The organism is Streptomyces sp. NPDC044064 (genome assembly GCF_056434245.1).
The window spans coordinates 53,555-79,894 of the sequence record NZ_JBWKFN010000008.1 but is presented as its reverse complement, the minus strand read 5'-3'; the positions used below and the strand labels follow the sequence as shown (position 1 = coordinate 79,894).

General features: G+C 72.6%; 26 protein-coding genes. 5 read left to right on the top strand and 21 right to left on the bottom strand.

The genetic code is table 11. From position 1 onward, the window contains the following. Position 1: 1 nt before the first annotated feature. Genes AC07DS_RS15160 through AC07DS_RS15150 form a run of 3 tightly spaced genes read right to left on the bottom strand, consistent with a single transcriptional unit; the run spans position 2 to position 2,246 of the window. The gene (locus AC07DS_RS15160; RefSeq protein WP_479145459.1) at positions 2–991 is read right to left on the bottom strand and encodes an Acg family FMN-binding oxidoreductase; all 990 of its coding nucleotides are present in this window, start codon (positions 989–991) and stop codon (positions 2–4) included. A gap of 39 nt (positions 992–1,030) precedes the next feature. Then, positions 1,031–1,912 carry a universal stress protein gene (locus AC07DS_RS15155; RefSeq protein WP_479145457.1) on the bottom strand — a complete coding sequence of 294 codons (882 nt, stop codon included), beginning with the start codon at positions 1,910–1,912 and terminating at the stop codon, positions 1,031–1,033. Next, positions 1,896–2,246 (bottom strand): DUF1918 domain-containing protein, encoded by a 351-nt coding sequence (locus AC07DS_RS15150; RefSeq protein ID WP_479145455.1) that lies wholly within the window; start codon positions 2,244–2,246, stop codon positions 1,896–1,898. The genes AC07DS_RS15155 and AC07DS_RS15150 overlap by 17 nt, the downstream gene beginning before the upstream one ends. Positions 2,247–2,555: 309 nt before the next feature. On the opposite strand from AC07DS_RS15150, the gene AC07DS_RS15145 reads away from it, so the two are divergent. Continuing rightward, positions 2,556–2,960: an Hsp20/alpha crystallin family protein gene (locus AC07DS_RS15145; protein ID WP_479145453.1), complete on the top strand. Its 405-nt coding sequence runs from the start codon at positions 2,556–2,558 to the stop codon at positions 2,958–2,960. A 57-nt stretch (positions 2,961–3,017) separates the two neighbouring features. On the opposite strand, the gene AC07DS_RS15140 is transcribed toward AC07DS_RS15145, so the two are convergent. The 9 genes from AC07DS_RS15140 to AC07DS_RS15100 are packed head-to-tail and all read right to left on the bottom strand — an operon-like array spanning position 3,018 to position 10,697. After that, a complete protein-coding gene (locus tag AC07DS_RS15140; RefSeq protein WP_479145451.1) occupies positions 3,018–3,638 on the bottom strand; it encodes a V-type ATP synthase subunit D in 621 nt (206 codons plus the stop codon). After that, positions 3,635–5,029 (bottom strand): V-type ATP synthase subunit B, encoded by a 1,395-nt coding sequence (locus AC07DS_RS15135; protein ID WP_479145449.1) that lies wholly within the window; start codon positions 5,027–5,029, stop codon positions 3,635–3,637. The genes AC07DS_RS15140 and AC07DS_RS15135 overlap by 4 nt, the downstream gene beginning before the upstream one ends. Then, positions 5,026–6,774, bottom strand: coding sequence for a V-type ATP synthase subunit A (locus AC07DS_RS15130; protein ID WP_479145447.1), 1,749 nt, complete (start codon positions 6,772–6,774; stop codon positions 5,026–5,028). The genes AC07DS_RS15135 and AC07DS_RS15130 overlap by 4 nt, the downstream gene beginning before the upstream one ends. Continuing rightward, entirely contained in the window at positions 6,771–7,280 is a 510-nt protein-coding gene (locus AC07DS_RS15125) for a V-type ATP synthase subunit E family protein (protein WP_479145446.1), read from the bottom strand. The genes AC07DS_RS15130 and AC07DS_RS15125 overlap by 4 nt, the downstream gene beginning before the upstream one ends. Beyond that, entirely contained in the window at positions 7,280–7,510 is a 231-nt protein-coding gene (locus tag AC07DS_RS15120; RefSeq protein WP_479145444.1) for a V-type ATP synthase subunit F, read from the bottom strand. The genes AC07DS_RS15125 and AC07DS_RS15120 overlap by 1 nt, the downstream gene beginning before the upstream one ends. Beyond that, a complete protein-coding gene (locus tag AC07DS_RS15115) occupies positions 7,507–7,920 on the bottom strand; it encodes an ATP synthase subunit C (protein WP_479145442.1) in 414 nt (137 codons plus the stop codon). Before AC07DS_RS15115 ends, AC07DS_RS15120 begins: the two co-directional genes overlap by 4 nt. Next, the gene (locus tag AC07DS_RS15110; RefSeq protein ID WP_479145440.1) at positions 7,905–9,347 is read right to left on the bottom strand and encodes a V-type ATPase 116kDa subunit family protein; all 1,443 of its coding nucleotides are present in this window, start codon (positions 9,345–9,347) and stop codon (positions 7,905–7,907) included. Before AC07DS_RS15110 ends, AC07DS_RS15115 begins: the two co-directional genes overlap by 16 nt. Beyond that, on the bottom strand, positions 9,334–10,263 hold the full coding sequence (locus AC07DS_RS15105; RefSeq protein ID WP_479145438.1) for a hypothetical protein: 930 nt from the start codon (positions 10,261–10,263) through the stop codon (positions 9,334–9,336). The genes AC07DS_RS15110 and AC07DS_RS15105 overlap by 14 nt, the downstream gene beginning before the upstream one ends. Then, the gene (locus tag AC07DS_RS15100) at positions 10,260–10,697 is read right to left on the bottom strand and encodes a hypothetical protein (RefSeq protein WP_479145436.1); all 438 of its coding nucleotides are present in this window, start codon (positions 10,695–10,697) and stop codon (positions 10,260–10,262) included. The genes AC07DS_RS15105 and AC07DS_RS15100 overlap by 4 nt, the downstream gene beginning before the upstream one ends. Positions 10,698–10,864: 167 nt before the next feature. Between AC07DS_RS15100 and AC07DS_RS15095 the strand changes: the two genes are divergently transcribed. Further along, positions 10,865–11,734, top strand: a complete 870-nt coding sequence (locus tag AC07DS_RS15095) for a CBS domain-containing protein (RefSeq protein WP_479145435.1) — start codon at positions 10,865–10,867, stop codon at positions 11,732–11,734. Positions 11,735–11,789: 55 nt separating this feature from the next. On the opposite strand, the gene AC07DS_RS15090 is transcribed toward AC07DS_RS15095, so the two are convergent. Next, positions 11,790–12,446 carry a CBS domain-containing protein gene (locus tag AC07DS_RS15090; protein ID WP_479145433.1) on the bottom strand — a complete coding sequence of 219 codons (657 nt, stop codon included), beginning with the start codon at positions 12,444–12,446 and terminating at the stop codon, positions 11,790–11,792. 228 nt (positions 12,447–12,674) lie between these two features. Between AC07DS_RS15090 and AC07DS_RS15085 the strand changes: the two genes are divergently transcribed. Together AC07DS_RS15085 and AC07DS_RS15080 are read left to right on the top strand one after the other, a co-directional pair. Continuing rightward, complete coding sequence (locus AC07DS_RS15085) at positions 12,675–13,580, top strand: universal stress protein (RefSeq protein WP_479145431.1); 906 nt, start codon at positions 12,675–12,677, stop codon at positions 13,578–13,580. A 174-nt stretch (positions 13,581–13,754) separates the two neighbouring features. Then, positions 13,755–14,627, top strand: coding sequence for a universal stress protein (locus AC07DS_RS15080; protein ID WP_479145429.1), 873 nt, complete (start codon positions 13,755–13,757; stop codon positions 14,625–14,627). A 33-nt stretch (positions 14,628–14,660) separates the two neighbouring features. Here the strand turns inward: AC07DS_RS15080 and AC07DS_RS15075 are convergent, their stop codons facing one another. Both AC07DS_RS15075 and AC07DS_RS15070 read right to left on the bottom strand, forming a co-directional pair. Then, a complete protein-coding gene (locus tag AC07DS_RS15075) occupies positions 14,661–15,089 on the bottom strand; it encodes an OsmC family protein (protein WP_479145427.1) in 429 nt (142 codons plus the stop codon). After that, positions 15,089–16,264 carry a site-2 protease family protein gene (locus AC07DS_RS15070; RefSeq protein WP_479145425.1) on the bottom strand — a complete coding sequence of 392 codons (1,176 nt, stop codon included), beginning with the start codon at positions 16,262–16,264 and terminating at the stop codon, positions 15,089–15,091. The genes AC07DS_RS15075 and AC07DS_RS15070 overlap by 1 nt, the downstream gene beginning before the upstream one ends. Positions 16,265–16,624: 360 nt before the next feature. Here AC07DS_RS15070 and AC07DS_RS15065 point away from each other — a divergent pair, with 360 nt between their 5' ends. Then, positions 16,625–17,695: a zinc-dependent alcohol dehydrogenase family protein gene (locus tag AC07DS_RS15065; protein ID WP_479145423.1), complete on the top strand. Its 1,071-nt coding sequence runs from the start codon at positions 16,625–16,627 to the stop codon at positions 17,693–17,695. Between the two features lie 413 nt (positions 17,696–18,108). On the opposite strand, the gene AC07DS_RS15060 is transcribed toward AC07DS_RS15065, so the two are convergent. The 6 genes from AC07DS_RS15060 to AC07DS_RS15035 form a co-directional block, all read right to left on the bottom strand. Then, positions 18,109–18,564: a pyridoxamine 5'-phosphate oxidase family protein gene (locus tag AC07DS_RS15060; protein WP_479145422.1), complete on the bottom strand. Its 456-nt coding sequence runs from the start codon at positions 18,562–18,564 to the stop codon at positions 18,109–18,111. Continuing rightward, entirely contained in the window at positions 18,561–21,299 is a 2,739-nt protein-coding gene (gene ppdK / locus AC07DS_RS15055; RefSeq protein WP_479145420.1) for a pyruvate, phosphate dikinase, read from the bottom strand. Before ppdK ends, AC07DS_RS15060 begins: the two co-directional genes overlap by 4 nt. Positions 21,300–21,588: 289 nt before the next feature. Then, positions 21,589–22,239, bottom strand: a complete 651-nt coding sequence (locus tag AC07DS_RS15050) for a CBS domain-containing protein (RefSeq protein ID WP_479145418.1) — start codon at positions 22,237–22,239, stop codon at positions 21,589–21,591. Between the two features lie 26 nt (positions 22,240–22,265). Next, complete coding sequence (locus AC07DS_RS15045; RefSeq protein WP_479145416.1) at positions 22,266–22,724, bottom strand: Crp/Fnr family transcriptional regulator; 459 nt, start codon at positions 22,722–22,724, stop codon at positions 22,266–22,268. A 481-nt stretch (positions 22,725–23,205) separates the two neighbouring features. Beyond that, a complete protein-coding gene (locus tag AC07DS_RS15040) occupies positions 23,206–23,718 on the bottom strand; it encodes a DUF2231 domain-containing protein (RefSeq protein ID WP_479145414.1) in 513 nt (170 codons plus the stop codon). A gap of 154 nt (positions 23,719–23,872) precedes the next feature. Then, positions 23,873–26,203 carry a heavy metal translocating P-type ATPase gene (locus tag AC07DS_RS15035; protein ID WP_479145412.1) on the bottom strand — a complete coding sequence of 777 codons (2,331 nt, stop codon included), beginning with the start codon at positions 26,201–26,203 and terminating at the stop codon, positions 23,873–23,875. Positions 26,204–26,340 lie beyond the last annotated feature (137 nt).

Here is a 26,340-nt window from a genome sequence, read left to right as displayed (position 1 = left end):
CTCAGGCGAGGTCGAGCACGTCGGCCACCGGACGCCGCGGGCTCGCGGGGCCTTCGGGGCCGTAGCCGAGCCGGAGCACCATCTGCACGTGGGCCATGGCCGAGACGGGGTCGCGGACCACCCACCGGAGTTCCGGCCATTCCAAGGGCTGGGAGGTCATCGAGCCGACCAGCCCCTCCGTGGTGGCCTGGAGCAGAACACGCTCCAGTGCCTGGCCCGCGAGCAGCCAGTCGGCGGGTCCGTCGTGGGCCGTGCCCAGCACAGCGATGTTCGGGTTCTTCTCGAAGGATGCCCAGGCGCGCCCCGGCATCGGACGGCCGACGGCGAAGTCGCGCACAGGGGCTGTTGTGCCGTGCTGGCGGGGGCCGAACGCCTCCGCGGGGATGCCGTCGGGTGCGCCTACGACGTCCGATGGTTCCGTACGCGTCCACTGTGCCGTTTCATCGCGGATGCCCGGGTCCAGGGTCTGCCGGCCTTCAGCATCCTGCACCAGCTCCAGAATCGACCGCACATGCCAGGCACCGGGGAAGGCCAGCTGGGCGCCCTCGGCATCAGCCGCGTCGCACAGCCGCTCCGCCACGGCGGCCGGGATCCGCTCGTCGCAATAGGGGAAACGGCTGGAATGACGGCGGGAGATCGCCGGGTACAGCCGGGCGAGCGCCTCGTCGGGCGGCGTGGAGCCGCGCAGACCGAGCTCGGCGATCAGCTCCGCATCGTCCGGAGCAGGCAGCAACCGGACGACCGGCGCCAGCCCCTTCGCGGCGGCGGCCACACGCAGGTTGAGGAGCGCCGCGCCGCAGCCGAGATGCAGGCCCCGCCTGTCCGGATCGGTCTGTGGCAGGGCCCGCTCCAGGTCGGCGTACACGCGCAGGACGGCGCTGTCCCGCAGAAAGCGGAACCTCCAGGGCTGCGCGTTGTGCAGCGAGGGTGCCGCCGTGGCCTCCGCAACGAGCTCGGAGACGACGTTCACGTCCAAGGGTTGTGCAGTCACCGTGGCTTCCCTTCTCTGCAGGAGGCTCCGACCTCGGCCTCAAGTCGGCCTCGACGGAACGGCGATGACGGGGCAGCGGGCGTGGTGCAGCACTCCCTGGCTGACCGAGCCCAGCAGCATGCCGGTGAAACCTCCGTGACCCCGTGTTCCCACCACCAGGCCCAGCGCATGGGCGGAGGCTTCGGTGAGCACCTGCACGGGATGCCCGACGACCAGTTCGTGGTGCAGCTCCACCTCCGGGTAGCGGTCGTGGCGGCCGGCCACGGTCTCGGAGAGCAACCTGCGGGCCTCCTGCTGCGGGGCGTACTCGTCGAAGATCCTCAGCGGGCCCGGCTGCCAGACGTACAGGGCCCGCAGCTGGGCGCCGTGCAGGGACGCCATCTCGAATGCCACGTCGACCGCGGCGGCCGAGTGTTCGCTGCCGTCGACGCCGACGACGTAGTACCAGGGCTCCTGGGTGATGTGCTCGGGCTCGGGCACGACCACCACGGGGCAGTGTGCGTGGGCCATGACCGGAACGGCGACCGAGGCGGAGCCGAACACCTCCTGGGCCCGGCTCAGATGCCGCGATCCCAGCACGACGGCCGTGGCCTCACGGCTCTGCTCACGCAGCACCCACACGGGGTCGCCCTCCGCGAGCAAGGTGTCCACCTCGACCTGCGGGTGCCGCGCCCCGACGAAGTTCGCGGCTTCTTCGAGCACCTGCTTCCCGGCCTCGTGCAGCGACTCGTTCCATCCCTCCCAGGACGGCGGGACCTCCCGCCCCCGGTAGCCCCTGGTCGGTACGCCCTCGACATGGACCGGACGCAACGGCAGCCCGCGGCGGGCGGCCTCGTCCGCCGCCCAGGCCAGCGCCGTCCGCCGACCGGGATCTGGATCGACGCCCACCACGATCGGGCGGCGCTCACCGGGCCGTGACATGACGGCCTCCCGTCTTCAGCCCGTCGAGAGGCGACGATGCGTGCATAGACGTGCTCGCAGGGTACGGGGTGGGCGTCAGATGCCTGACGAAGGCGTCGGGCCCTGGGAAGTACAGGGTCACCCGGCTGTCCTCGGCCCACCGCACGTCGTACGGTGGGCTGCCGTCCGGATGGCGGAGCGCCACGACCTCGCCGTCGCGGGCCACGACCCCGGCTGTGGTGCCGCGTACGACGATCTCGTCGCCCACCTGGGCGCGCATCGAGGAGCCGGTCGCCTCGGGTCCGGCACCGGGCACGGCCCGGTCACTCGTCCTTGTCGGTGCGGGAGCGGACATCTCGCTCGCCTCCTCCCGGTGGTGGCGCGGAGCGGCGCCACCGATCTCATGGAAGCCCCGGGACGGTCCGGGATCCAGGGGCCATTGGTCCTCGCCTCGTCCCGGTCGGCCGCCCTGCCGGCGATCCGGCGGCCCCGTCCGATCGCCGCCCGGTGTGGTCCTCCCTTCGCGACCGGCCTTGTCGCGACCACAACGGAAGAAAGGGACCTATAGGGCCAAGGGTATGGGCTCTTCGGCCTCAGCGGCGCGGGACCGGGCGCGCTGGACTGGAGCTGTCGGCAGCCGAGAGCACAGCGAGGAGGTACCGCGATGGCCACCCTGACACGCAGGCAGAGGTTCCCGTTCCCGGAGATGCCGGACTGGTTCGAGACCATTCCCGGCAAATGGACGATCCCCACGCTCCGTATCGAGGACTACACGGAGGACGACCGCTACGTCATGCGCGCCGAACTTCCGGGCATGTCCCCCGAGGAGATCGACGTCGTCATAGGCGACGGGATCCTGACGGTCCAGGCCGAACGTACCGAACGGGACGTGGACAAGAACCACAGCGAGATCCGGTACGGCGCGATGAGCCGCAGCGTGACGCTGCCGCCGGGCGCCGACGAGGACGACGTCAAGGCCGACTACACCGACGGCATGCTCACCGTCAGCGTCGGCCTGGGCGCCGAGAAGGCAGAGGCCAAGCACGTCGAGATCAAGCACGGCGACTGACTTCGGTCGACGGCATGTGGCGGGCCCAGGCGTGGACCCGCCATCGCCGTGGCGCCCTCACCGGGCCCCGCGGGACGCGGCCCAGCGGCGTCGTACCGCTTCCTCGTGTTCGCTCTCCTCCAACGCCAGCTCGAGAGCCGTCAGTTCGCGTTGCAAGCGGGGGATCCAATGCCGGCGCAGGGCGCGAACCCGCTGTCGGGTTCGTTCGGCTTCGGCGGCGAGCAGGTCGGCGGCTGCCTGGTGAGCGGCGTACTCCGATGCGGCGCGTACCGCGGTCCGGTAGGCCGTCTCGGCTCGCGCGAGCGCGGTGTTGGGCGGTGTCGGCTCCGCAGGGGAGCGGGCGGGGGCCGTCCAGGACACCGCCGCGGGATGGCGTACGCCCATCAGCACGGCCCACTCGACGTCGACGTGCGCCCGGTCCGCGGGCACCGCCTGGGCCAGCGCCCGTTCGCCGCCGAGCAGCGCCCCGCGTACCAGCCAGGTGTCGGCCTGGGCCAGCTCTTCCCGCCACGCCGAGCCCGCATCCTCTGCGGCCCGTCGTTCCGCGCGCTCCCGGTCGAGCAGCAGCCGGAGTTTGCGTTCCAGCAGGTCAGCTCCGCGCAGCGCGGTGGCCAAGCTGCGGCGAAGCCGCAACCGTCCGGCCCGTCCCGGCGGCACCCGGCGCCGGTGCGTGCTCACGTCGGCTCCTCGCCCTGCTGCGGGGCGTGGCTGTCGAGCAGGTCCACCGGGATCATGCCGAGCTGGCTGCGCGGCAAGGTCAGCAGCACTTCCCAGGCCCGGTCGAGGGACTCGTCGAACGACCGGTTCTCGTTCCTTGCCTGAGTCAGGAACCGGTGCCGGAAGGCGTCCTCCAGGTTCAGATGGCGCAGATCGGTCGGGCTCAGGGCCGACCGTCCGATCAGGTCGGCGAGTTCCCGTACCTGCCGGGACCGGGCCAGCGCGGCGATCAACTGCGCGGCCACGGCCGGATGGTCCGCCCGGGTACGACCCGCTCCGGTGCCCTTGCGCATCAGACGCGACAGCGAGGCCAGCGGGTCGACGGGTGGATACGCGCCGGCCGCGTACACCTCGGCGGACAGCACGATCTGCCCCTCCGTGATGTAACCGGTGAGGTCCGGAACGGGGTGGGTGATGTCGCCCGCCGGCATGGTGAGCACCGGCAGCACGGTCACCGACCCCGGGCGGCCCCTGATCCTGCCGCAGCGTTCGTAGAGGGACGCGAGGTCGCTGTACAGGTAGCCCGGGTACGCCCGGCGGGCCGGGATCTCACCCCTCGCGGCGGACACTTCGCGCAGCGCCTCCGCATAGGACGTCATGTCCGTCATCACCACCAGGACGTGACGGCCCTCGGCGAACGCCAGGTGCTCGGCGACGGTCAGGGCCAGACGTGGGGTGAGCAACCGTTCGATCACCGGGTCGTCGGCCGTGTTGACGAGGAGGGCCAGTTCCCGTGCGGCGGAGCGGGCGGCAAGCCCGTCACGGACGAACGCCGCGTCGGCGTGTGTGAGTCCCATGCCGGCGAACACGACGGCGAAGGCCTCGCCGACGCACGTCGCCTGGGCCGCGATCTGTACCGCCAGCTCCAGATGCGGCAGCCCGGCTGCCGAGAACACCGGCAGCTTCTGCCCCCGCACCAGCGTGGTGAGCACGTCCACCGCGCCCACACCGGTGAGCACCGGCTCGTTCGGCGGTTCCCGGCGCACCGGGTTGATCGGCGCGCCGCCGACCGTCGCGTGCGATCGGCCCAGCACCGGCGGCCCCCCGTCGGCCGGTTCGCCCCGCCCGTTGCACACCCGCCCCAGCCATCCGGTGCCCACCGGGATCCGCAGCGGCGTGCCCGAGAAGGCGACGCGGGTGCCGGTCCGGTCCATGCCGGCCGTGTCCTCCAGCACCTGCACCACCGCGAGATCCCTGTCCACCTCCAGGACCAGCCCGTGCCGTCGTTCACCGGAGTCGAGGAGGATCGTGGCGAACTCGTCCCACCCGACACCGCTGACGCCCTCGACGACCACGAGCGGCCCGCGCAGTTCCCGTACGCCCGTGTACTCGATGCCGGGGAGGGCGCTCACGCGGCCTCCCCAAGCCGGGCCAGCACGGTGTCGCGGGCCGCTGCCACGGGAGCGGTCTCCTCCGGGCCGGCCGTTTCGCGCGCTCGCAGCAGCGGGGTGAAGTCGACCGCCTCGACGGCGTCCGCCTGGGCGCCGGTGTCCACCAGTTCCAGGCAGCGGTCGATCACCGTCAGCACGGCCTCCACGAGGGCGGCGGTCTTCTCGGGGGCGCTGTAGGCATCGGCCGGCGACAGGGCGTTCTGCTGGACCAGAGCTGCGCGCAGCAGCCGTCCCGCGAGCACGCTGATCCGCTCCTGGGACGGCAGAGCCGTGACACCGACCAAGTCGACCAGGTCGGCCAGCCTGTCCGCCTCGGCGAGCAGCAGTGCCACCCGTCCGCGCCGCGCGGCCCACTCGGCGTCGCCGGCCCGGGCATGGGCGGTGGCGAGCGCGGCGGCGTCCCGTGAGAAGGACTCCGCCCAGGACACGGCCGGATAGTGCCGTGCATAGGCGAGATCGCGGTCCAGGCTCCACAGGCAGCGCACGAAGCGTTCGGTGTGCGCGGTCACCGGCTCGGTGCGGTCACCGCCCGGCGGGGACACTGCGCCGATCACCGTGACGGAGCCGGTCGCGCCGCCGAGAGTGCGCACCGCTGCGGCCCGCTCGTAGAACGCGGCCAGTTGGGAGGCGAGTCCCGCCGGATAGCCTTCCTCGGCGGGAAGTTCGCCCATGCGGGAGGCGAACTCGCGCAGCGCCTCCGCCCAGCGGGAGGTCGAGTCGGCGATCAACACGACGGCCAGGCCCATGTCGCGGAAGTACTCCGCGACCGTCGCACCCGTGTGGACGCTCGCCTCGCGGGCCATCATCGGCATGTTGGAGGTGTTCGCGATCGTCACGGTCCGGTCCGCCAGACGGCCCCCGGTACGGGGATCGGTCAGCTCGGTCAGTTCCTCGATGACGTCCGCCATCTCGTTGCCGCGCTCACCGCAGCCGACGTAGACGATCACGTCGGCGTCGCACCACTTGGCGATCTGCTGCAACAGCATGGTCTTACCGGTGCCGAAGCCGCCCGGCACGGCGACAGTGCTGCCGCGGGCCACGGGGAAGAGGAGATCGACGGCCCTCTGCCCGGTGTTCAACGGCACGTCCGCCGGCAACCGTCGGGCGACCGGCCGTGGTCTGCGCACGGGCCAGGACTGCGCCATCCGTATTTCGTGCCCGCCCACCACCGCGAGCACGGCGTCGGCGGAGTGCTCACCCGGTGCCGCGACCCAGGTCACCTCGCCCGAGCAGTCCGGAGGCATCAGAAGCCGCAGCGGCACGCTCCCGCCGATCTCCCCGAGGACGTTCCCGGCAGCCGCCCTCGCTCCCTCGGTGACCCTTGGTGTGAACGACCAACCGCGAAGTTCCGGTGGTGAACTCGGTCCGCCTGCGCTGAGCAGGTCACCGGCACCGGCCAGGGGGCGCAGCAGACCGTCGTGCACGCCCCCGAGCAGGTCGGGGGCCAGGCGCACCGACAGCGGTCGGCCCTGGGGCTCCGCAGGATGCCCGGGGGCCAGTCCACCCGTGTACTCGTACGCCTGGACGGTGGCCGTGTCTCCGTGGATGGCGACCACTTCGCCCGGCAGTCGGGCGGAGCCGAGCACGACCAGGTCGTGCATGGCGACCGAGGGCGGGCAGGTGATGTCCACCAGGGGGCCGGCGACCCTGAGGATCACCGGGCGGGACGAGTCGTCTCGGGGGAGGGGCGCCGCAGTGGTGGTCACAGCGGCCTCCACAGCATCTCGGCCAGCGCACCGAGCCGTTCCAGGGCTCGGTCCGCGAGAGCGTCCGCCGACAGGTCGACCCGTCGGCCGGGCACCTCGGCGGTCACTCCGCCCCCTGCGGCAGTTCTGACCCGCGCCCGGGTCCCCAGCAGCGCCCGCGCCGCCGCGGCGAGTCGGGCCTGCGGTACGGCACCCTCCACCAGCGCTCGGCGCACGCCCGCGCGGACCGCTTCCCTGAGTTCGGCGTAGACCTCGCGGCGGGCCGCGAGTTCGACCGCCCAGGCGTCCTGCGCCGCTCGTACCCGCTCTCGGGCCGCCTCGGCATTACCGTCGGCCTCGCCGAGGTCCCGGGCCCGCGCGAGCACCTCGTCAGCGGTCCGGCGTGCTGCGCGCAGGGCTTCCTGCGCGTCGGCCCGCGCTCGTTCCCGGACGGCGTCGGCCGAGGCTCGTGCCGCGCGCAGCAACTCGGCGCGCACGGGATCCAGTGCGTCCACGGACGCGGTCATCAGGGCATCACCACGGTCAGCGGCAGGGAAGGGGCGGGTGCCATCGCGTCGGCCCCCAGCGCTTCCGCGGCCTCGGCCGTGAGGAGCACGAGGCCTACCGTGCTCGGGAGCGTCCGCCAGGCACGGCGGACGGCGTCCGGATCTTCCGCCACAAGTACGTCGACCCCGGCCAGGGCCAGTCCGCACACGCTGGTCCGTGTGCCGATGGCGGCCACGGTGCCCATCGTCATGCCTTTCCGATCAGCAGGATCGCGACCACCAGCCCGTACACGGCGATGCCCTCCGCCAGACCGACGATCACCATCGCACGGCCGAACATCTCCGGTCGCTCGCTCAGCGCGGCCAGAGCCGCCGCTCCCGTGTAGGCGACCGCGATCGCGGCCCCGATGGACGCTCCGGCCACCGCGATGGCGGCCCCGATCAGAGCGGATCCGTTCACGCCGCCGGACGTGGCGGCCTGTGCCGAGGCCTGCGCGGTGCCCGCGAGCGCCGTGCCGAGGACGGCACACGCGCCGGCCAGCAGGGCGAGGTTCGTGGCCAGAAGCCAGTGGAAGACGTGTCTGGCCCGGCGCCGCCGCAGCAGCCGGACGGCGCCGAGCACCGCGGCCAGGACCGGCAGGACGATCAGCCAGGTGAGCATGGGATCACCTTCGTAGTGCTGTCGGCAGGTTCCGCCGGGGGAACGTGCCACGGACGGAACGGGCGGCCCTCCGCCTCGAAGAGCCGGCAGAAGAGTTCGTAGAACTCCAGCCGCAGGGCCTGCACGCCGGCCACCAGGGCCTCAAGGCCGAACGAGAGGCCCGTGCCCACGGCGAACAGCACCACCGCACCCATGACTCCGGCGGCACCGCGCCCGGCCAGGCCCGTGGTGCCACGCCACACCAGGTCGGCGAGCGCGGCGTGCGTGAGACCGAAGGCCGCGAGCCGGGCGAACGACAGGGTGTTGGTGCCCGTGCGCACGACGACGTCGAACAGCCGGACAGCAGTCTCCGCGCACCCGGCGCCGCCGCCCGCCGTGGCCCGGAACAGGCCGAGGGCCACCAGCGTCAGCCCGACGACGGTGAGCGTGGCCCCGCCGACGGCCGCGGGCGGCCGGTGCAGGAGCAGGCCCGCCGCGCCGAGCGCGAGCCCCAGGTAGAAGAGCAGCCCGGCACAGCCGGACGCCGCGTACAGCGCTGTGACCCAGCCGCTCTCACGCACGCGGTTGACGGCGCCGGCGGTATGCGCGCCGGCGAGCAGTCCCGCCCCGAAGACCACGGCGGCGGCCAGCAGGCGGGCAGGACTGTCCAACGGGCTCAGCCACAGCACCGGCAACAGCCCGGTCGGACCGAAGAACTCCCCGTAGGCGGCGCCCGCGAGCACGGCGGCGACTCCGGCGCCCGCCAGGAACGGCCACAGCCGGTTGAGCCGGGCGAGCCGACGGGGCCGCCCGAGGCGTAGCGCGAGCGCACCGCACAACAGCAGCGCCCCGTGCCCCACGTCCCCGAACATGATCCCGAACATTGCGACATAGGCGAGGCCTGCCGGCCATGACGGGTCGAGGTCCGCATAGGCCGGAGTCCCGTACGTCGTCACCAGCGGCGTGAAGGAAACGGGCCCGCCCGGTCGCAGCAGTGTCGGCGGATCGGTGCCGCGAGGGGACGGCAACAGCACCAGTGCGCCGCCCGCGGCGGCCAGCCGGTCCGCTACCCGGGGCACCTCGGCGGCAGGGCACCACCCGGCCAGCGCGGCCACGTCCCCGCGCCGTACGGCGCCTTCCGCGCGCTCCTGCAACTGGGCTTCGCCCGCCAGGAGTTCGACGCTGCGGCGAGCTTCGAGGAGATCGAGGTCGGGCACGTCGGAGGCCAGGACGGCCGAGACGGTGTCCTCGGGCCCGTCCGCCGTTGCACGTCCCCGCAGCCGCTGCAGCCGCACCGCCGCCGTTCCCGGGGCCGTTTCCTCGGCGCGGTCCAGCTCGAGGCAGCCTTCCTCGGCGATCCGCACCAGCGCGTCCCGCAGGGCCACCTGCGGCACGATCACTGCCACACGGCGCATCCGGACCGGCGCCATCGCCTCAGGCCAGGGCATCGAACACCTCCGCGGGCCGTCCGCCGCGCGCCGCCGACTCCAGCGCCGCCCGTACCCGCCACGCGTCCACGGACAGCACCGCGACCGCGCCCACGACGACGCGCGGGCCGTACCGGCCGTCCCGCAGCATCAGCGCGCCGTCGTACTGCACCTTCCGCCACCAGCCCGCCTCGGCCCGCCACAGCCCTCCCGGCTCCGCCACCTCCTCCACGACCCAGCGTGCCGTCCCAGGGAGGCCCTCTCGGAACTCCTGGTACGAGGTGGCGGACGGCGCCCGCGCCCCGAGCACCCGGGCAGCGTCCCGCCGTACGGGCCTCGGCAGAGAGCGCTGGTGGACGAACAGTTCACGGGCGATCAGCAGGGCCGCGCGCCCCTCGGCCCAGCGGCGCGCGGGCGGCACGGCGACGGCGATGCGCCGAGCGGCGGCCATCCTCATGCCGGTGATCAGCGTCCAGGGCGTGTCGTCGCCGGGATCGCCCCATGGCGAGGCGGCGAGTGCCGCCCGCAGCTCCGCGGGTGTCCCGGCACGTTCCAAGCTCCGCCAAGCCGTCTCGAGAGCCCCGAGCCGGTAGGGCTCCGGGGCCCGCGAAGGGCGACCGTCCTGCGCGAGCAGCCGGGAGACCACGTTGGCGATCTCGAACCCCGCGGCGAGCGGAACGAGCAGACGGGCACCGCCCCGGGGCAGCCAGCCGGCCAGCACCCGCAGATGCCACAGCAGCGTGGCGGTCACCGCCCGCTGTGCCTCGGGCAGGCCGACCGCCGTTCGCACGAGGCGTGAGTACGGGGTCGCCGCCAGACGCTGCAGGGCGTCGCCGAGCGAGGCACAGGCCGCGATCTCCCGCGCCCCGTCGGCGCCCGGGTACCGGTTCACCAGAGCCCTGGCCCGGACCACCCCGGCCACCCAGCCCGCGCTCACGGTGGTTCGTCCGTCCTGACCGCCAGGCGCAGCGCGTCGGCCACCGCACGCTCCACCAGATCCGGCATGCGCCCCGCGGCACGCTCCCTGACCGCCGAAGCAGCGCGCTCTCCGGCGGCCCGAACGGCCTCAGCCTGATGCCGTGCCTCCCGGAGGAGGGTTTCCGCGGCCTGCCGGCGCATCCCGGGGGCCTGCTCCCGGGCGGCCGCCACGAGGCGTGCCGCCTCCCGTGCGGTGTCGCGCCGGACGGCTTCGGCCGCCTCGTCCGCGGCGGCCCGGATGCCTGCCGCCTCCTGCTGCACGTCCGTCAACCGCGTGAGCGTGGGCTCCAGTTCCGCGGCACGTTCTGCCGTACGGTCGGCGGGCACGCCGATGGCGGACGCTCCCGGCGTCCCCACTGGACGGAACCGCTCCAGGAAGTCCCGCAGGCTCATCGGCGGCCTCCTGCCGGTCGGCTGCTCTTTCAGTCTCACCGTTCCCGTTGCGCCCCGCACCGGATAGGGCCGTCACGCCGTTCGACCAGGGCCGTTCGGCTCTTGGCGACAGCGGACCGAGCGCGAGACTGGGACGGTAGGCAACCCGACGGAGTCCGGAGGCCGCCGTGAATGATCACGAGAACTTCTCCACGGAGGCCCAGGCTCGGCAGAACCTGCCCTCCCGCCCCTGGAGCCCCGGCGAGACGGACCGGCAGGACAGGCTGCTCCGCTATCTGGGAGCCGCGGCCACGGCTGCGGCCGAACGCGCTCGCTTCGCGGAGCAGGCCCCGGTAGGCGACACCTCCGGCCCGGCGCCGACGGCAGCCTCGGCCCCGGAACGACCTTCGCCGCCCGAAGCCCGGATCCCGCTGGTGCGGGACGTGATGGACGTACCCGCCGTCTCCCTGCGCGACGACCTGCCGTACCGCGACATCGCCCGTCTGCTCGCGCGCGAGCAGGTCGGCGCCGTCCCGGTCGTGGACGCCGACGACCACGTCATCGGCGTCGTGTCGGAGTCCGACCTGCTGGCGAAGGTGGCCTTCGAGGCCTCCGGCCACCGGCCCGGACGCGTCGGAAGGCTGCGCGAGCGTCGCATGCACAGCAAGGCCCGCGGCGAGACGGCAGCCGACCTGATGACAAGCCCCGCGATCACGGTGCTCCCGAGCGCGACCGTCGCCGAGGCCGCCTGGCAGGCCACACTGTCCCGGCTCAAGCGGCTCCCGGTCACCGATGGTGCGGGCCGGCTGGTCGGCGTCGTGCGCCGCAACGCGCTGCTCCAGGCCCTCATCAGGGACGACACAGGGATAAGGGCAGAGGTCGAGGCCAGGATCGATGCCTGCTGCCCGCAGGAAGACCGCGCCGCGGTGGAAGTGGCCGTCCATGACGGCATCGTGGAGCTGACGGGACGGGTGCCGACGGCGACCACGGCCCGGCTGGTGGCGGAGGTGGAAGACATCGCCGACGTCGTCGAGGTGAAGAACCTTCTCACCGGGTGAACGAGCCTGTGTTCACCCGGTGACGAGCACCCCCCTACGACCGGTGCGCGACCACCTAGCGCACGCTCATCCCCCGAGTGAGTTCGAACTCCACGTCCACAACCCCCTCGACGGCGCGCACCAGACGCGCGGCAACGGGGACCAGAGAGGTGTCGCGGACCTGGCCCGTCAGCGTGGCGACCCCGTCGTGTACAGCCACCTGAATGGCCGAGGACGTCAGCGGGAACAGGTACGACACGATCTCGTGCCGGATCTCCTCGGCGATGTCCTGGTCGTCGCGCAGGAAGACCTTGAGCAGGTCGGCGCGGCTGACTATGCCCTCCAGGAGTCCGGTCCCGTCGACCACGGGCAGCCGCTTGACCTTCTCGCGCGCCATGATCCGCGCGGCCTCGGCCAGGGTCGCGTTCGCGCCGACGGTGATCGCGGGCGAGGACATCAGGTCCCCCGCGGTGACCGCACCGGCCTTCGCCATGTCGGCGGGCAGGCGCAGCAGTGCGTAGGCCTCCTCGGGGCTGTCCCGGAGCTCCTCGGTGGGCAGCAGGTCGGCCTCCGAGACCACGCCGACGACCCGGCCCTCACCGTCGAGCACGGGCAGGGCGCTGACCCCCCGGTCCTGCATCATCCCCACGATCACTTTGAACGAGGCCCACCGGTCGACGGAGGCGACCGTGCGGGTCATGACAGCGCTGACGATGTGCGGGGTGCCGTACATGGAGACCCCCTGAGGTTCTCGGTGGGTGGTGCTGCTGCTTCCAGGGTGTGCCGTACGGGAAGGCTGGGGAAGAGGTCCCTCGGCCCCAGGACGGGCCGTTCGGGCCTCCCGTCGGGCGGGCGTCGCTCCAGTGGGCCGGTCGGCCCCGCTCAGGGACCTCCGGCCCCTGACCTCGGCCCGGCCGTCCCACCACGCTGGAATCGAGCCCTCACCCGGGAGGTGGAGACCATGTCCCGAACCGTCACCGTAGGACTCGACGGGTCGCCCGAGAGCCGGGCCGCGGCCGAGTGGGCGGCACGTGAAGCGATGCTGCGCGGCGTGTCGTTGAAGATCGTTCATGTCTGGGCGCGGACGCCCGCGCAGGTGCCTCAGGCGCCGTCGCCCGGACCGGAGACCGACCAGCACTGGATCGAGCGGATCCCGCGCGAGGCCGCCGAGGGCATGCGGCTGCTCCACCCCGGTCTCGAGGTGAGCAGCGAGCAGCTCACGGGGAATGTGGTCGACATGCTGTGCGAGGCGGCGCGCTCCGCCGAACTGCTGGTGCTCGGCTCGCGGGGCTTCGGAGCGATCGGCGGGTTCGTGGTCGGCTCGGTGAGTCTGTCCGTCGTCGCACGCGCCGAACGGCCGGTGGTCCTTGTACGGGCAGGTGAGCAGGCCGCGGACGAGCACAGGACGGACCAGGCGGGCGCGCCCTCCGCCGCAGCGCCCTTCCGACCCGTGGTGCTCGCCCTCGACACCGACGATCCGGACGACACGCTGCTGGAGTTCGCCTTCGACGCCGCCGCACGCCGGGAGGCGTCCCTGCGGGTCGTGCACGGCTGGCCCGAGCCGCCCACCTCCTTCTACCGCTTCCCCGGCGACGCCGAACTCTACGACTCTCTCGAACGCCGGCAGGCCGCCGCCCTCACCGAGGTCCTGCGTCCCTGGCGGCAGAAGTTCCCGGGCGTCGAGGTGGTCGAGGCGAGCCGGTGCGGCAGCGCCGCGCAGATCCTCGTCAACGCCGCGCGCGATGCGTCACTGGCTGTCGTCGGCCGACGCATCCGCACCAGCCACCTCGGTGCGCACATCGGCCACGTCACCCATGCCGCCCTGCACCACATCACCGCCCCCGTCGCCGTCGTGGCGCACGGTTGAACCGGTACGTCGCGGAGGAGCACCCATGAAGGCAGCACTCGTACCGGCCCTCGCCCAGCCGTCGCCACCCGCTGCCCCGGCGCTCGACGCCGCTCGGCCGAGCGGTGCCCCGAACGCGGTGTCTCCCCGGGCCTCGGTCAGCGGACCTCACCCCTGCCCGGGACGGTGAACAGGATGGACGTTCCGATCGTCGTCGGGGTCGACGGGTCCGAGCCGAGCCTGCGGGCCGTGGACTGGGCGGCGGACGAAGCCGCCCTGCGCGGCGCGGCGCTCAGGCTGGTGTACGCATCGCTGTGGGAGCGCAATGAAGGTGCCTCTCTCGCGCATGAGCGCAGCAAACCGTCGGAGGAGGTGATCGCGCAAGACATCGTGGACAGCGCCGAGCGGCGGGCCCACGACCGGCAGCCGGGTATCAAGGTGACCACCGACGTGTTCGCCGAGGAGCCGGAGTACGTGCTTGTGCGGGAGAGTCGAACGGCTCTGGCAGTGGTCATGGGCTGTCGTGGCCGCAGCGCCATGACCGAAGCACTCCTGGGCTCCGTCGGCGTCATGCTCGCGGGTCACGCTCACTGCCCGGTGATCGTGCTGCGCGGCAGCCACGACAACCAGGCCCGCTCGGGAGTGCGTGGCCGCATCGTCCTGGGTGTCGGTGAGAAGCCGGCGGGCTCGGCCGCTGTGCGGTTCGCCGTCGAAGAGGCTCTGCTGCGCCGCGTGCCACTGGAGGCGGTACGGGCCTGGCGCCGGCCCGCGCGCGCGACCCCTGGGCATCCGCTGATCATCGGCGAACCGGCACACCAGCAAGAGCAGGAGGCCGTGCAGGCGCTGACAGAGGCGCTGCGCGAGGCGCCGGCCGATCTGCAGGTACAAAGCCGTACGGTCGAGGCCCACGCCCGCGACGCCCTGCTGGCCGCCTCCCGCGAGGCCGACCTGCTCGTTGTCGGTGCCTGGCGTCGTCACGGCCACTTCGGCCTCCAGCTCGGGCGCGTCGCCCACGGGGTGCTGCATCACGCGGCATGCCCGGTGGCCGTCGTGCCGGAGCCCGGCTGACGTCGGCCCACGCTCCGCGGGCACCGCCTCGGGTCAGCTGAACTCGATCCGGATCTCCGGCGGTTGCCGCAACGTGTTGTGCACCGTGCAGTGATCGACCACCGCACGCAGCGCCTCGAGCCTGGCCCCGTTCAGCTGCGGCACCAGGACTCGCAGGCGCACGGAGGCGATACGGGCAGGCCGGTCGTCGGCCATGGTGAAGTCCGCCAGCACGCGGAGCTGTTCGCGGTCCAGGTGGTGGCGTTCGAAGAACCGTCCCGCGTAGTAGGCGACGCATGAGGCGAGCGACACGACAAGCACTTCGACGGGGGTCGGGCCACGGTCGTCACCGCTCGCCTCGACGGGCTGATCGGTGATGAGGGTGTGCCCGCGCACCGTGACTGCGAACGCGTGATTTTTGAGGTGTCTCACCTGCACGTGGGGCGGAGGCACCGGGCCGGAGAGCGGGTCGCTGGTGGTCATCAGGTCTCCTTCGGCTGTTCGGGTCGCCCGTGGTGCGGCCCTGCAGAGCCACGGACTGTGGCCGGCCAGGTGAGGGCACGGGTGATGTCGGCGATGGTGAGGATGCCGACGAGGCGGCCCTCGTCGAGGATCAGCGCACGGCGCACGGGGCTCGCCTCCAGACGTGGGAGCAGATCGAGCACGGGTTCCTCGGGGGCGGCCGTGACGACCTCGTCGAGGGGGCGCATCACTTCGCCGACCGACGTGTGCGCACGGGTGTCAGGCGGGGTCGCGTCGATGCGCCGAAGCGTCAGCACACCACTGACCGAGCCGTCGGCCGCCAGCACCGGGAACGCGGAGTGTCGGTAGTGGCCGAAGGGCCCCTCGGCAAGGAAGTCGGTGAGGGTTGCCGTGGTCGGCACGGTGACCGGGTCCGGCGTCATGGCCCGGCTCGCCGGCACACCGCGCAGGAGGCTGCGCATCTCGGCCTGGCGTGCCTCGGCGGTGGCCGCGGCAATGAGGAACCAGCCGATCAGCGCGGGCCACAGACCAGACAGATCATGTCCGTGCAGAACGGCCAGAAGACTGGTCACCACCATGAGCCAGCCCAGTGCCCGGCCCGCCGACGAGGCGCCTCGAGTTGCCCGCAGCCGGTCGCCCGTGCGGTGCCACAGGTACGCGCGCAGCAGCCGTCCTCCGTCGAGCGGCGCTGCGGGCAGCGCGTTGAAGACGGCCAGCAGAACATTGATCGCGGCCAGCCATGCGAACGCCTCGACCACCAGCCCGGACGCATGGAGCGCCTCCAGCCCTGCGGCGACGCCCGCGAGGAGGCCACCGACCAGCAGGCTCGTGAGCGGACCCACGCCGGCGATGCGCAGCTCCGCCGCCGGCGTCGGCGCCTCGTCGTGCAGGCGGGCGGCGCCGCCGAGCATCCACAGAGTGATCCCGTCCACCTGGACGCCGTTGCGGCGGGCGACCACGGCATGCGCCAGTTCGTGCGCCAGCAGGGAACCGAGGAAGACGACGGCGGTCAGCAGGGCGAGTCCCCAGTACACGGCGGCGGAGTACCCCGGGTGGGCGGCGGGGAACCGGCCGCGCGCGAGCGCGACCGCCACCAGGGCGACGATGACCAGGACACTCCAGTGCAGGCCGACCCGCACGCCGGCGATCCGGCCGAGGGACAGGGTCTCGTTCATGACATCTCTCCTCACCCTCCGGCTGGTGCCTCGTGCGCCGTCCGGGCGGACGGCGCACGATCTCCCTGCCGGGAGCAGGTCCGCGGCACCTTCATCGTCCGGCGGTGGTCGTGCCGCCGGGAGGGGCCGATCGGCTCGCAGGAGGGACGACCGGCCCGGGCGCTGCCGCACCGGGTCCGGCCGGGATCGGCACCGTTCGGCCGACGGTGAGGGCCGGACGGCCCAAGCGTGGCCGCATGCGCGCTGACCAAGCTGAACGTGCCGGGGCAATCCCGGCACCGCTCCGGAACCCGGCCCGTGCCCTCGCCGTAGGCGCCGGAACCCGGGTCCCACGGCAGACCGACGAGGGTGAGGAGCATCATGAAAGGCTTCGTCTTCCACGGTCCCGGCCAGGCTTCCTGGCAGGACGTCCCGGACCCGGCCGTCAAGGAACCCACCGACGCGATCGTGAAGGTCGGTGTCGTGACCATCTGCGGAACGGACCTGCACATCCTCAAGGGCGATGTGCCCGAGGTGCGCCCCGGCACGGTGCTCGGGCACGAAGCCGTCGGCGAGATCGTCGAGGTCGGCAGCGACGTACGCACCGTCCGGCCCGGAGACCGGGTGCTGATGTCCTGCATCACCTCCTGCGGCCGTTGCCGTTTCTGCCGTGACGGCAGCTACGGCCAGTGCCGGGGCGGCGGAGGCTGGATCCTCGGCCATCTGATCGACGGCACCCAGGCCGAGTACGTCCGCGTGCCCTTCGCCGACCTGTCCGTTCACCCGCTGCCCGGACCCCTCCGCAGCGAGGACGCCGTACTGCTCGCGGACATCTTCCCGACCTCCTACGAGGTCGGTGTCCTGAACGGGTGTGTACGCCCCGGCGACAGCGTCACCATCGTCGGAGCAGGCCCCATCGGGCTCGCCGCGATAGCCACGGCCCGGCTGTTCTCGCCCGAGCGGATCATCGCCGTGGACCTGACCCCGGGCCGGCTGGAGGCGGCCCACCGGCTCGGCGCGGACGCCGTGGCGGACGTCCGTGAGGCTCCCGCCCAGCTGGTCGCCGACCTCACCGACGGGCTCGGCGCGGACGTGGTCATCGAGGCGGTCGGTGTCCCGGAGAGCTTCGAGCTGTGCACGCGCATGGTGCGTCCCGGCGGACACGTGGCCAACGTGGGTGTGCACGGCAGGCCGGCCACGCTGCACCTCGAAGACCTGTGGATCAAGAACGTGACGATCACGACCGGGTTGGTGGACACCTACTCCACCCCCATGCTGCTGCGGATGGCCGCCGCCGGGCGCCTCCCCACCGGGCATCTGGTCACCCACGCCTTCCAGCTGGACCAGATGGAGGAGGCGTACGAGGTCTTCTCCAGGGCCGGCGAGACCGGCGCACTCAAGGTGGTGCTCGGTGGGGAGCAGCACGCAGAAGTAGCCGTGCCCGCGGCCTGACGAGAAGGGAGCGAGAGATCATGGCCGACCGGACGAAGCAGGCCCAGGCACTGGAGACTCCCGTCTCCGAACTCACCGGCGGCGCGGTGGACCTGCCACCGGGAACCGGACGGGCCGGGCCCGCACCGAGTTGACCCACCTGCGGCCCGGAGAGTGCCGGGCCCCGCCGGCGATGCACAGGGGGGCGGCTCGCGGTACCCACGGCCTCCGGTCCAGTGATCGTGCCTGCCAACCACAGTGTGGTGGACGGTGCGATCGTCTTTTGGACCGCGCGCGGCGCCGACCCACGGAACGTGCCCACCCCACGCCGTGGACCGGAGGCTCCCGCAGCCTGAGGGTGCGCATCGATCCGTTCACCGTGACCGGGCGCCGGATCACCGTGTGAGGTGTCGTCCTGCCGCACGGAGACGGAGTCAGCCGTCCTCCGGCGCCTCGCCCCACGCGACGAGGAGGATCCCCGTGATCAGGTCAGGACGGATACGTACCGCATGGTCCATGCCCGGTTCGACTGCCCAGGGTTCCAACAGCGCCCGAATGCGCACCAGTTCGCCGGGGTCTGTCACCAGCCGGGCATAGCCCGTGACCACCACACTCCAGCCAAGACGTGTGTCCGGGTCGATGGCGTCGGCCTCGTAGGCGACGACGACGCCGTTCTCGTTGGCCGCCTGGGCCTGGGAGGTGAGTGCCGATCCCTCGTGGGTGCGGATGACGATGTCGCCGCCGTCGAGGACGTGGTTGACCGGACGGGCCGTGGGCAGGGCCTGCCGGGTGAAGACGATCCTGCCCATGGACACGGTGCCGAGCAGCCGCAGCGCCTCGGTGCGATCGAGGTCGATGCGCCGGTGTGCCGGGCGGTCATGACGGTTCACGGCCGGCTTCTTCGCGGGTGTGTCGCACTCCTGCCTGCCGGTACCGGCGACTGGTCGGCTCCGGTGGAGTGAGACTGCAGGGCGGCCCGTCCTGCCTCCAGACGGGCCACCGGGACCCGGAACGGCGAGCAGGAGACGTAGTCCAGCCCGGCTGTGTGGAAGAAGTGGATGGACTCGGGATCGCCGCCGTGTTCTCCGCAGACTCCGGTCTGCAGGTCCGGGCGGGCGGCACGGCCCTCCTCGACGGCGATCCGGACCAGCCGGCCCACTCCCTCGCGATCGAGCGTCTCGAACGGCGACGCGGTGAACACGCCTTTGTCGAGATAGGCCGAGAAGAACGCGGCCTCCACGTCGTCGCGGGAGAAGCCCCAAGTGGTCTGGGTGAGGTCGTTGGTGCCGAAGGAGAAGAACTCGGCCTCCTCGGCGATCCGCCCCGCCGTGAGCGCGGCCCGGGGTAGCTCGATCATGGTGCCGACGGGGCAGTGGACGGGGATGCGGGTCTCCTCGGCGACCTCGGCCAGTACCCGCCTCACGTCCTCGCGGGTGAGCCGGAGTTCCTCCACAGCGCCGACGAGCGGCACCATGATCTCCGCCCGTGGGGATCCGCCGGCGCGGGTGCGCTCGACCACCGCCTCGGCGATCGCCCGCACCTGCGTCGTCACCAGTCCCGGTACCACCAGACCGAGCCGCACGCCGCGCAGGCCGAGCATCGGGTTCTCCTCGTGCATCCGGTTCACGGCGTCGAGCAGCTCCACGTCGTGCGCGTCCGGCTGTCCGCCACCGGCCTTGGTGGCGGCGATGCGGACGGCGAGGTCGGTGCGGTCGGGCAGGAACTCGTGCAGCGGCGGATCCAGGAGCCGGATGGTGACCGGCAGGCCGTCCATCGTTTCCAGGAGGGCCGTGAAGTCCCGCCGCTGGAGCGGGAGAAGAGCCGCCAGGGCACGGTCGCGCTCGGCATCCGTGCAGGCCAGGATCATCTGTTCGACCAACGTGCGCCGCTCGCCGAGGAACATGTGCTCGGTGCGGCACAGTCCGATGCCCTGCGCGCCGAACCGCAGGGCGCGGGCCGCGTCTTCGGGGGTGTCGGCGTTGGCCCGCACCTCCAACCGCCGCACCGAGTCGGCGTGGTCCAGGGCGCGGGCGACCGCGGCCACGGTGCTGTCCTGCTGCTCGCCGGTCTCCAGATAGCGCATCGTCGCGGAGGCGACCAGCGGAACCGCACCCGCGTACACATCACCGGTCGAGCCGTCGACCGAGATGACAGTGCCCTCCTCGACGACGGTGCCGGTCCGGGTGGTGAAGCGGCGCGCCTCGGTGGCGACGGTGATGTCCTGCGCACCACACACACAGACCTTGCCCATCCCACGGGCGACCACCGCTGCATGGCTGGTCTTGCCGCCCCGCCCGGTCAGTACCGCCTGCGCGGCGACCATGCCGGGCAGGTCGTCGGGGGTGGTCTCCTCGCGGACGAGCACAACCTGTTCTCCGGCCGCGGTCCTGCGCACGGCCTCCGCGGAGTCGAATACGGCCGCGCCCACCGCGGCACCCGGCGAGGCAGGTACGCCATGGGCAAGCGTGTCACCGGTCGCGCCGGTGTCGAAGCGGGGGAACATCAGCCGCGCCAGTCCGTCGCCGCTGACCCGGGCCAGGGCCTCGTCGGCCGTGATCAACCCCTCCTCGGCCAGTTCGGCGGCGATGGCGAAAGTGGCCTCGGCGGTGCGCTTGCCCACCCGGGTCTGCAGCATCCACAGGCTGCCGCGCTCGATGGTGAACTCTATGTCGCACAGGTCCCGGTAGTGGCGTTCCAAGGTCTGGGCGTGATCACGCAGTTGCCGGTACGAACGCGGGTCCAGCCGTTCCAACTCGGCGAGTACCACGGCGTCCCGCACGCCCGACACGACGTCCTCGCCCTGTGCGATCGGCAGGTAGTCGCCGTACAGGCCGGGACGACCGTTCGCCGGATCGCGGGTGAAGGCGACACCGCTGCCGGAGTCCGGGCCGAGGTTGCCGAACACCATGCGCTGTACGGTGACCGCCGTGCCCAGGTCGTCCGGGATGTGCTCGCGCCGCCGGTAGAGGCGGGCGCGTGACCCGTTCCAGGACCGGAACACGGCAAGGACTGCCTGCTGCAGCTGCTGGGCGGGAGACTGCGGGAACTCGCGTCCCGTCTCGTCCCGGATCAGGTGCTTGTACGTCTCCACGAGGCAGGCGAGGTCGCTCGCGTCGAGACCGAGGTCGTCGGGGGCCTCGCGGGCCTCCTTCAGCAGGGTCATGGCCTCGTCGAACAGGGCCGGATCGACCCGCATCACCGTGCTGCCGTACATCTGGACGAGCCGGCGGTAGGAGTCCCAGGCGAAGCGCTCGTTGCCGGACACCTTGGCCAGGCCGAGCACGGAGGCGTCGTTCAGGCCGATGTCGAGGACGGTCTCCATCATGCCGGGCATGGAGAACCGCGCCCCGGACCGGACGGACACCAGCAATGGGTCGTCCGCCTGCCCGAGCAGCCGCCCGGTGGCCGTCTCCAGTGCCGAAAGGTGCCGGGAGAGCTCCGCCGACATGCCCTCCGGCTCTTCGCCGCCGGCGAGGAAGGCGCGGCAGGCCTCAGTGGTGACGATGAAGCCCGGCGGCACCGGCAGACCCAGCCGGGCCATCTCGGCCAGATTCGCACCTTTGCCGCCGAGCAGGCCGGCCAGGTCGCGGCCGCCGTCCTGGAAGTCGTAGACGTAGCGGACCATGACGCCTCTCCTCGGCTCTGCGGTCTCCTACGTCTCCAGGGTCGGACGGGACAGAGCCGCCGAGGCAGGTGCTCTCAGACCCCTGGGGTGGGCCGATCGGCCCACCCCAGGCAGGCCTGCTCGGCAAGCCCCGCTGCTGACACGGAAGCCGCCGGGGTCATCCTCGACATCCCGGGCTCGTCCGTCGGGCAGCACCGCGGTGCCGCCCGGCCGTCGCTCCGGAGAGCAAGCCGGCGACACCACGACACGCCACCGGCAAGAACGCGAGCGACGAGGGCCACGCAGGCCACTACTCACCGGCCCCGGTGAGCCGGCAGTCCACGCCCACCACGCCCTCGACGCCCCGCACGAGACGTACGGCGAGAGGAATCCGGCCGGCGTCCGGCACTCGTCCGGTCAGCGTGGCGACGCCCTCGGTGACCATGATGTGCACGGGCTCGACCGGATCCGGGAAGAGGATGTCGACCACGTCGCGCCGGATGTCGTCGGCGAGGTCCTTGTCCGGGCGCAGGAACACCTTGAGCAGGTCGCCGCGGCTGACAACGCCTTCGAGCAGCCCCTCTGCGTTCACCACGGGGAGCCGCTTGACGTTGCGCAGGGCCATGATGCGGGCCGCTTCGGCGAGCGTGGCGTCGGCGTGGACCGTGACGGCCGGGGCGCTCATCAGCTCCTCGGCCCGGACCCCGCCGGCCTTGGCCATGTCGGACAGCCGACGCAGCTGGGTGAAGCGGTCCGGATCGCTGTCCCGGAACTCCTCCTTGGGCAGCAGATCGGCCTCGGACACGACCCCGATCACCCGGCCGTCGCCCTCCAGCACGGGAAGAGCACTGACCTTCCACTGATCCATGCGCTCGACGATCTCCTTGAACAGAGCCTCGCGGCCCACGGCGACGACGGCATGCGTCATCACGTCACTCACTCGGTGCGGGCTGCTGCGCATGCTGTCCTCCTCGCGGGGCCGGGCGGTCATGCCAGGCCGCCGCTGCCGTAGGGGGCGTAGAGGTCGAGCAGCCGGACGCGGGAGGCATGCAGCCGCTGGGCCACCACGCGTCCGATCCAGACCGCGATCGCCCGCCCGAACTCGGGATCGGCGGCGCACATGTCCCGGACCGCCTCGGCGTCGAACTCCCACGCCCGCACCGGGCTCGTCGTCTGCGCGCCCAAGTGCCAGACGTACGGCGGGAAGTGCCAGGACCAGCCGACCAGTTCGCCGTGACCGAGCGAATCGATGACGGCGGGACGACGGCCGGGCACACGCAGGTCGAGCGCGACGGTCCCGGTCCGCACGATCCAGAAGCGGTCCGCGCGCCGGCCCTCCTCGAACAGGTGGGTACCGGCCTCGAAGGAGACCTCGCGGGCGAGGCACATCAGCCGCTCGCGGTGCTCGGGCTCCAGAGCCGTGGTCAAGGTGGTGGCGGAGGTCATCGCACCGGCTCCCTTCATGCTCCCTGCTTCCAGGGTGGGCGAGTCCGTGCCCGTCCGCCACGGGCCGCTCGGATCCGACGAGGGCCTTTCGGCCCATGGGGCCCGGTATCCGACGACCCGCAGGCCGGACGCACCGCGTCGGGGCGAGCGACACGGTGGGCGTCCCGACCGGCATCGCGATCGTCGCCGTCGGCGACGCGCCCCGGCAGGACCAAGGTGTCGGCAGAGCGGCGCTGTCCCGCCTGCGCGAGGGCGCACTGGACCGTCCGGTCCCAAACCGGCGACATACGCGAGGAGCCGAGACGATGACCACCGCGACTCTGGGGCCCGCGGCCCGGCCACTCGGCGGGCAGCAGCCCGCGCCGGTCTCGTTCCCCGGGGGTGCGGGCACGGCCACCGGCAGCAAGTTGTTCCGCGCTCCGCAGAGCATGTACTCGACCACTGAACGAAGACGCAGCAGGACCCAGCGGCCCGCGCGGGGTCAGGAGCCGTCCTTTGCTCCTGTCGCCGTCTTCGAGTAGGCGTCGTGCCAGGCGGCCTTTGCGCCGGAGTCGCCGATCCGGTAGACGTCCACGACCGCCCCCGTTGCGACGGCGAGCGAGAGCACGCCCACGACGATGCGTACGGGGAGGGCGGACCAGCCCCGGCCGCCGCGCTGCCCGGGCTCCGAAGGAGCGCGCCGCCCCGCCCACCAGACGACCGCTGCGAGCGCGAACAGGCCCAGGGCCCAGGGCAGCAGCCCGTCGCCCAGCTCGGTGTGCCGGCGTACCAGCGCGTCGTCGTCCACGTGCCGTTCGAGCCACTCGCCGGCGTGGGTGGTCAACGGCACACTGAGCAGAGCGATCAGCGCAAGGAGCGGCAGCAGCGGACCCAACCGCCGGGCGGCGCGCGGCCACAGCGCGGCTGTGACCAGGGCCAACGCGGTCAGGGGTATCAACACGACGACCACATGCACCAGCAGGACGTGGGCAGGCAGACCGTTGACCAGATTCATCGATGCGCTCCTGAGGGGTGGGGCCCGTCACCCTGGCACAGCGACCTCTCAGTTACCTCTCAGGCACGTATCCAAGGGGCGGCAGGTCGCACCCGGCCCTGCAACTCGCGGTGCGCTCCGGGCGGCCCACCCGGGCCGATCGCCCCGACGGATCTCACTGGGCCAGTGAGAAGTAGCTCTCCTCCTCCTGTGTGAAGTGCAGGCGCAGGACGGTGTGCAGTCCGTACAGGCAAGAGCGCAGGTCGTCGAGCTGGCCGGGGGAGAGGCCACCCTCGGCGCGGGCCAGCCGCAGGTGGGTGGCGATGCGGCGGGAGAGGCGTTCGATCTCGCTGTGGGCCCGGCTCATGGTGACCGTTGCCTCCGGGCCGCCGAGAGCCGGGGCGAGGGCTGGGTAGAGCTCGTGCTCCTCGGCGTACTCATGGGGCAGCAGCCGTTCGGTGAGCAGCCGGTCCGCCTCCTCGACCGCCGCCAGAGCCTGCGGCCCGGCACGGTCGGAGAGGTGATCGGCGGCACCGCGCACCGCTTCGAGCACGTCCTGAAGGTCGTCGTGCTCCGACGCGAAGCGGTGGATGAGTGCCTCGGCAGCGGGTGTCAGCGCAGGTCGCGTGGCCTGGCCGACGCGCAGGGCCCGCAGGGCGTTGAGGATGACGGCGACGTCGATGGCCTCCTGGAGCAGGGCACCGGCGGCGGGCGGCAGCAGGCCGAACGCGGCAGCGGCCATCGCGGCCAGGGACATCGCCATGCCGCCCAGAGCACTCTGCACGGCGATCCGCCGCGCTCGTACGGCGATGAAAACGGCGTCGGCGAGCCGGTCCACACGGTCGGTGGTCAGCACGATGTCGGCCGCCTCCGAGGAGGCGGTGGAGCCGCGGGCACCCATCGCCACACCGACGTCCGCGGCGGCCAGGGCTGGGGCGTCGTTCACGCCGTCGCCCACCATGACGGTGATCGCGCGCTCCCGTTCGGCCCGTACGACGGCGACCTTGCCGGCCGGGTCGAGCCCGGCACGGACGTCGTCCAGGCCGAGGACGGCGCCCACCTCACGGGCCGGCTCCGCCCGGTCGCCCGTGAGCATCAGCAGCCGCTCGATGCCCGCTGCCCGCAGGTGGCGCAGGGTGCGGGGGGCGTCGTGGCGCAGGGGATCCCGCAGGAGCACGGCACCCGCCGGACACCCGTCGACGGCCAGCCAGGCCACGGCAGCACCGTCGAGGAGCGCCCGGTTGTCCGCCGCTCTCGCCCAGGACGGCCGGGCGCCGGACGCGTCGATGCGGCCGACGGACACCCGGTGTCCGTCCACGATGCCCGCAGCACCCCGGCCGGGCTTCTCGTCGACATCGGACGGGACCGACAGGACCAGCTTGCGGTCGTGCGCGGTGTCGACGATCGCCTGGGCCAGGACGTGGGGCGAGTACTGGTCCAGCGACGCGGCCAGCCTCAGCACGTCCGCGGGTTGCCACCCCGGTGCTGCAACCACGTCCAGGACGTGGGGGCGACCGCGGGTGAGCGTGCCGGTCTTGTCGAGCAGCAGGGTGCGGGCCCGGCCCAGATTCTCCAGGGCTCCACCGTCACGCATGACGACTCCCAGGCGTGAGGCGCGGGAGATCCCGGAGACGATGGCCACCGGTGCGGCCAGCAGCAGCGGACAGGGGGTGGCGACCACCAGCACCGCGACCGCCCGTACCGCCGAACCACTGAGCAGCCAGGCCAGCCCCGCCACCGCCAGGGCGAGCGGAAGGAACCAGGCCGCGTAGCGGTCGGCCAGGCGCACCACGGGTGCGGACTCGGCCCCGGCCTGTCTGGCCAGTCGCACGATTCCTGCGTACGTACTGTCCTGCTCGGTCGCCGTGGCCCGCAGCTCGAAGGCGCCGCCGGCGTTGACCACCCCGCTGCGGACGGTGTCGCCCGCCGCCCGTTCGACGGTCAGGGCCTCGCCGGTGAGTACGGACTCGTCGAGGTTGGCCGGGGCGCCCTCCACCCGCCCGTCCACCGGGACGACCTCGCCCGGACCCACGACGAGCAGGTCACCTGCGGCGACTGCGGCCGGCGCAACGGTGGCGACTCCGTCGGCGGTCCGGCGACGCGCTGAGCGGGGCGCACGCTCCAGCAACGCCCGCAGATCGTGCGAAGCCCGCCGCTGGGCTGCCGCCTCCAGCGTGCGGCCGGTCGCGAGCATCAGTGCGATCAGCGCACCGGCCAGGTACTCGTGGACGGCAAGCGTGCCACCGAGAGCGAGAACCGCGATCAGGTCGACGCCCGTACGGCCGTGGCGGAGAGCGGCTACTACCCAGCCCACCGCCGGTGGCACCGCGGACAGGATGCCCAGGGCCCACAGAAGGTCGGCGAGACCCTTGTCACCGGCGAGCCAGGCGGCACCCCCTGCGGTCAGGGCCACCACCGTGATGACGAGGAGGGCCGGCTCCAGTCGTGGCGAGGGGACCACCCCGATCAGAGAGCGCAGCCGTATGGCGAAGGCGGAGCGGTTCATGGCCACCTCTGTCCCTTCGGCGTCGTCGCCCGCGGTCCGGTCCCCGTCCATGAGACCTCGGCGGCCCGGGCCCATGGCAGGGGACGAACGGCTCTCCCTCCTAGGGCCGTATGGACGCTGTTCGCGCCCGTGCGCGT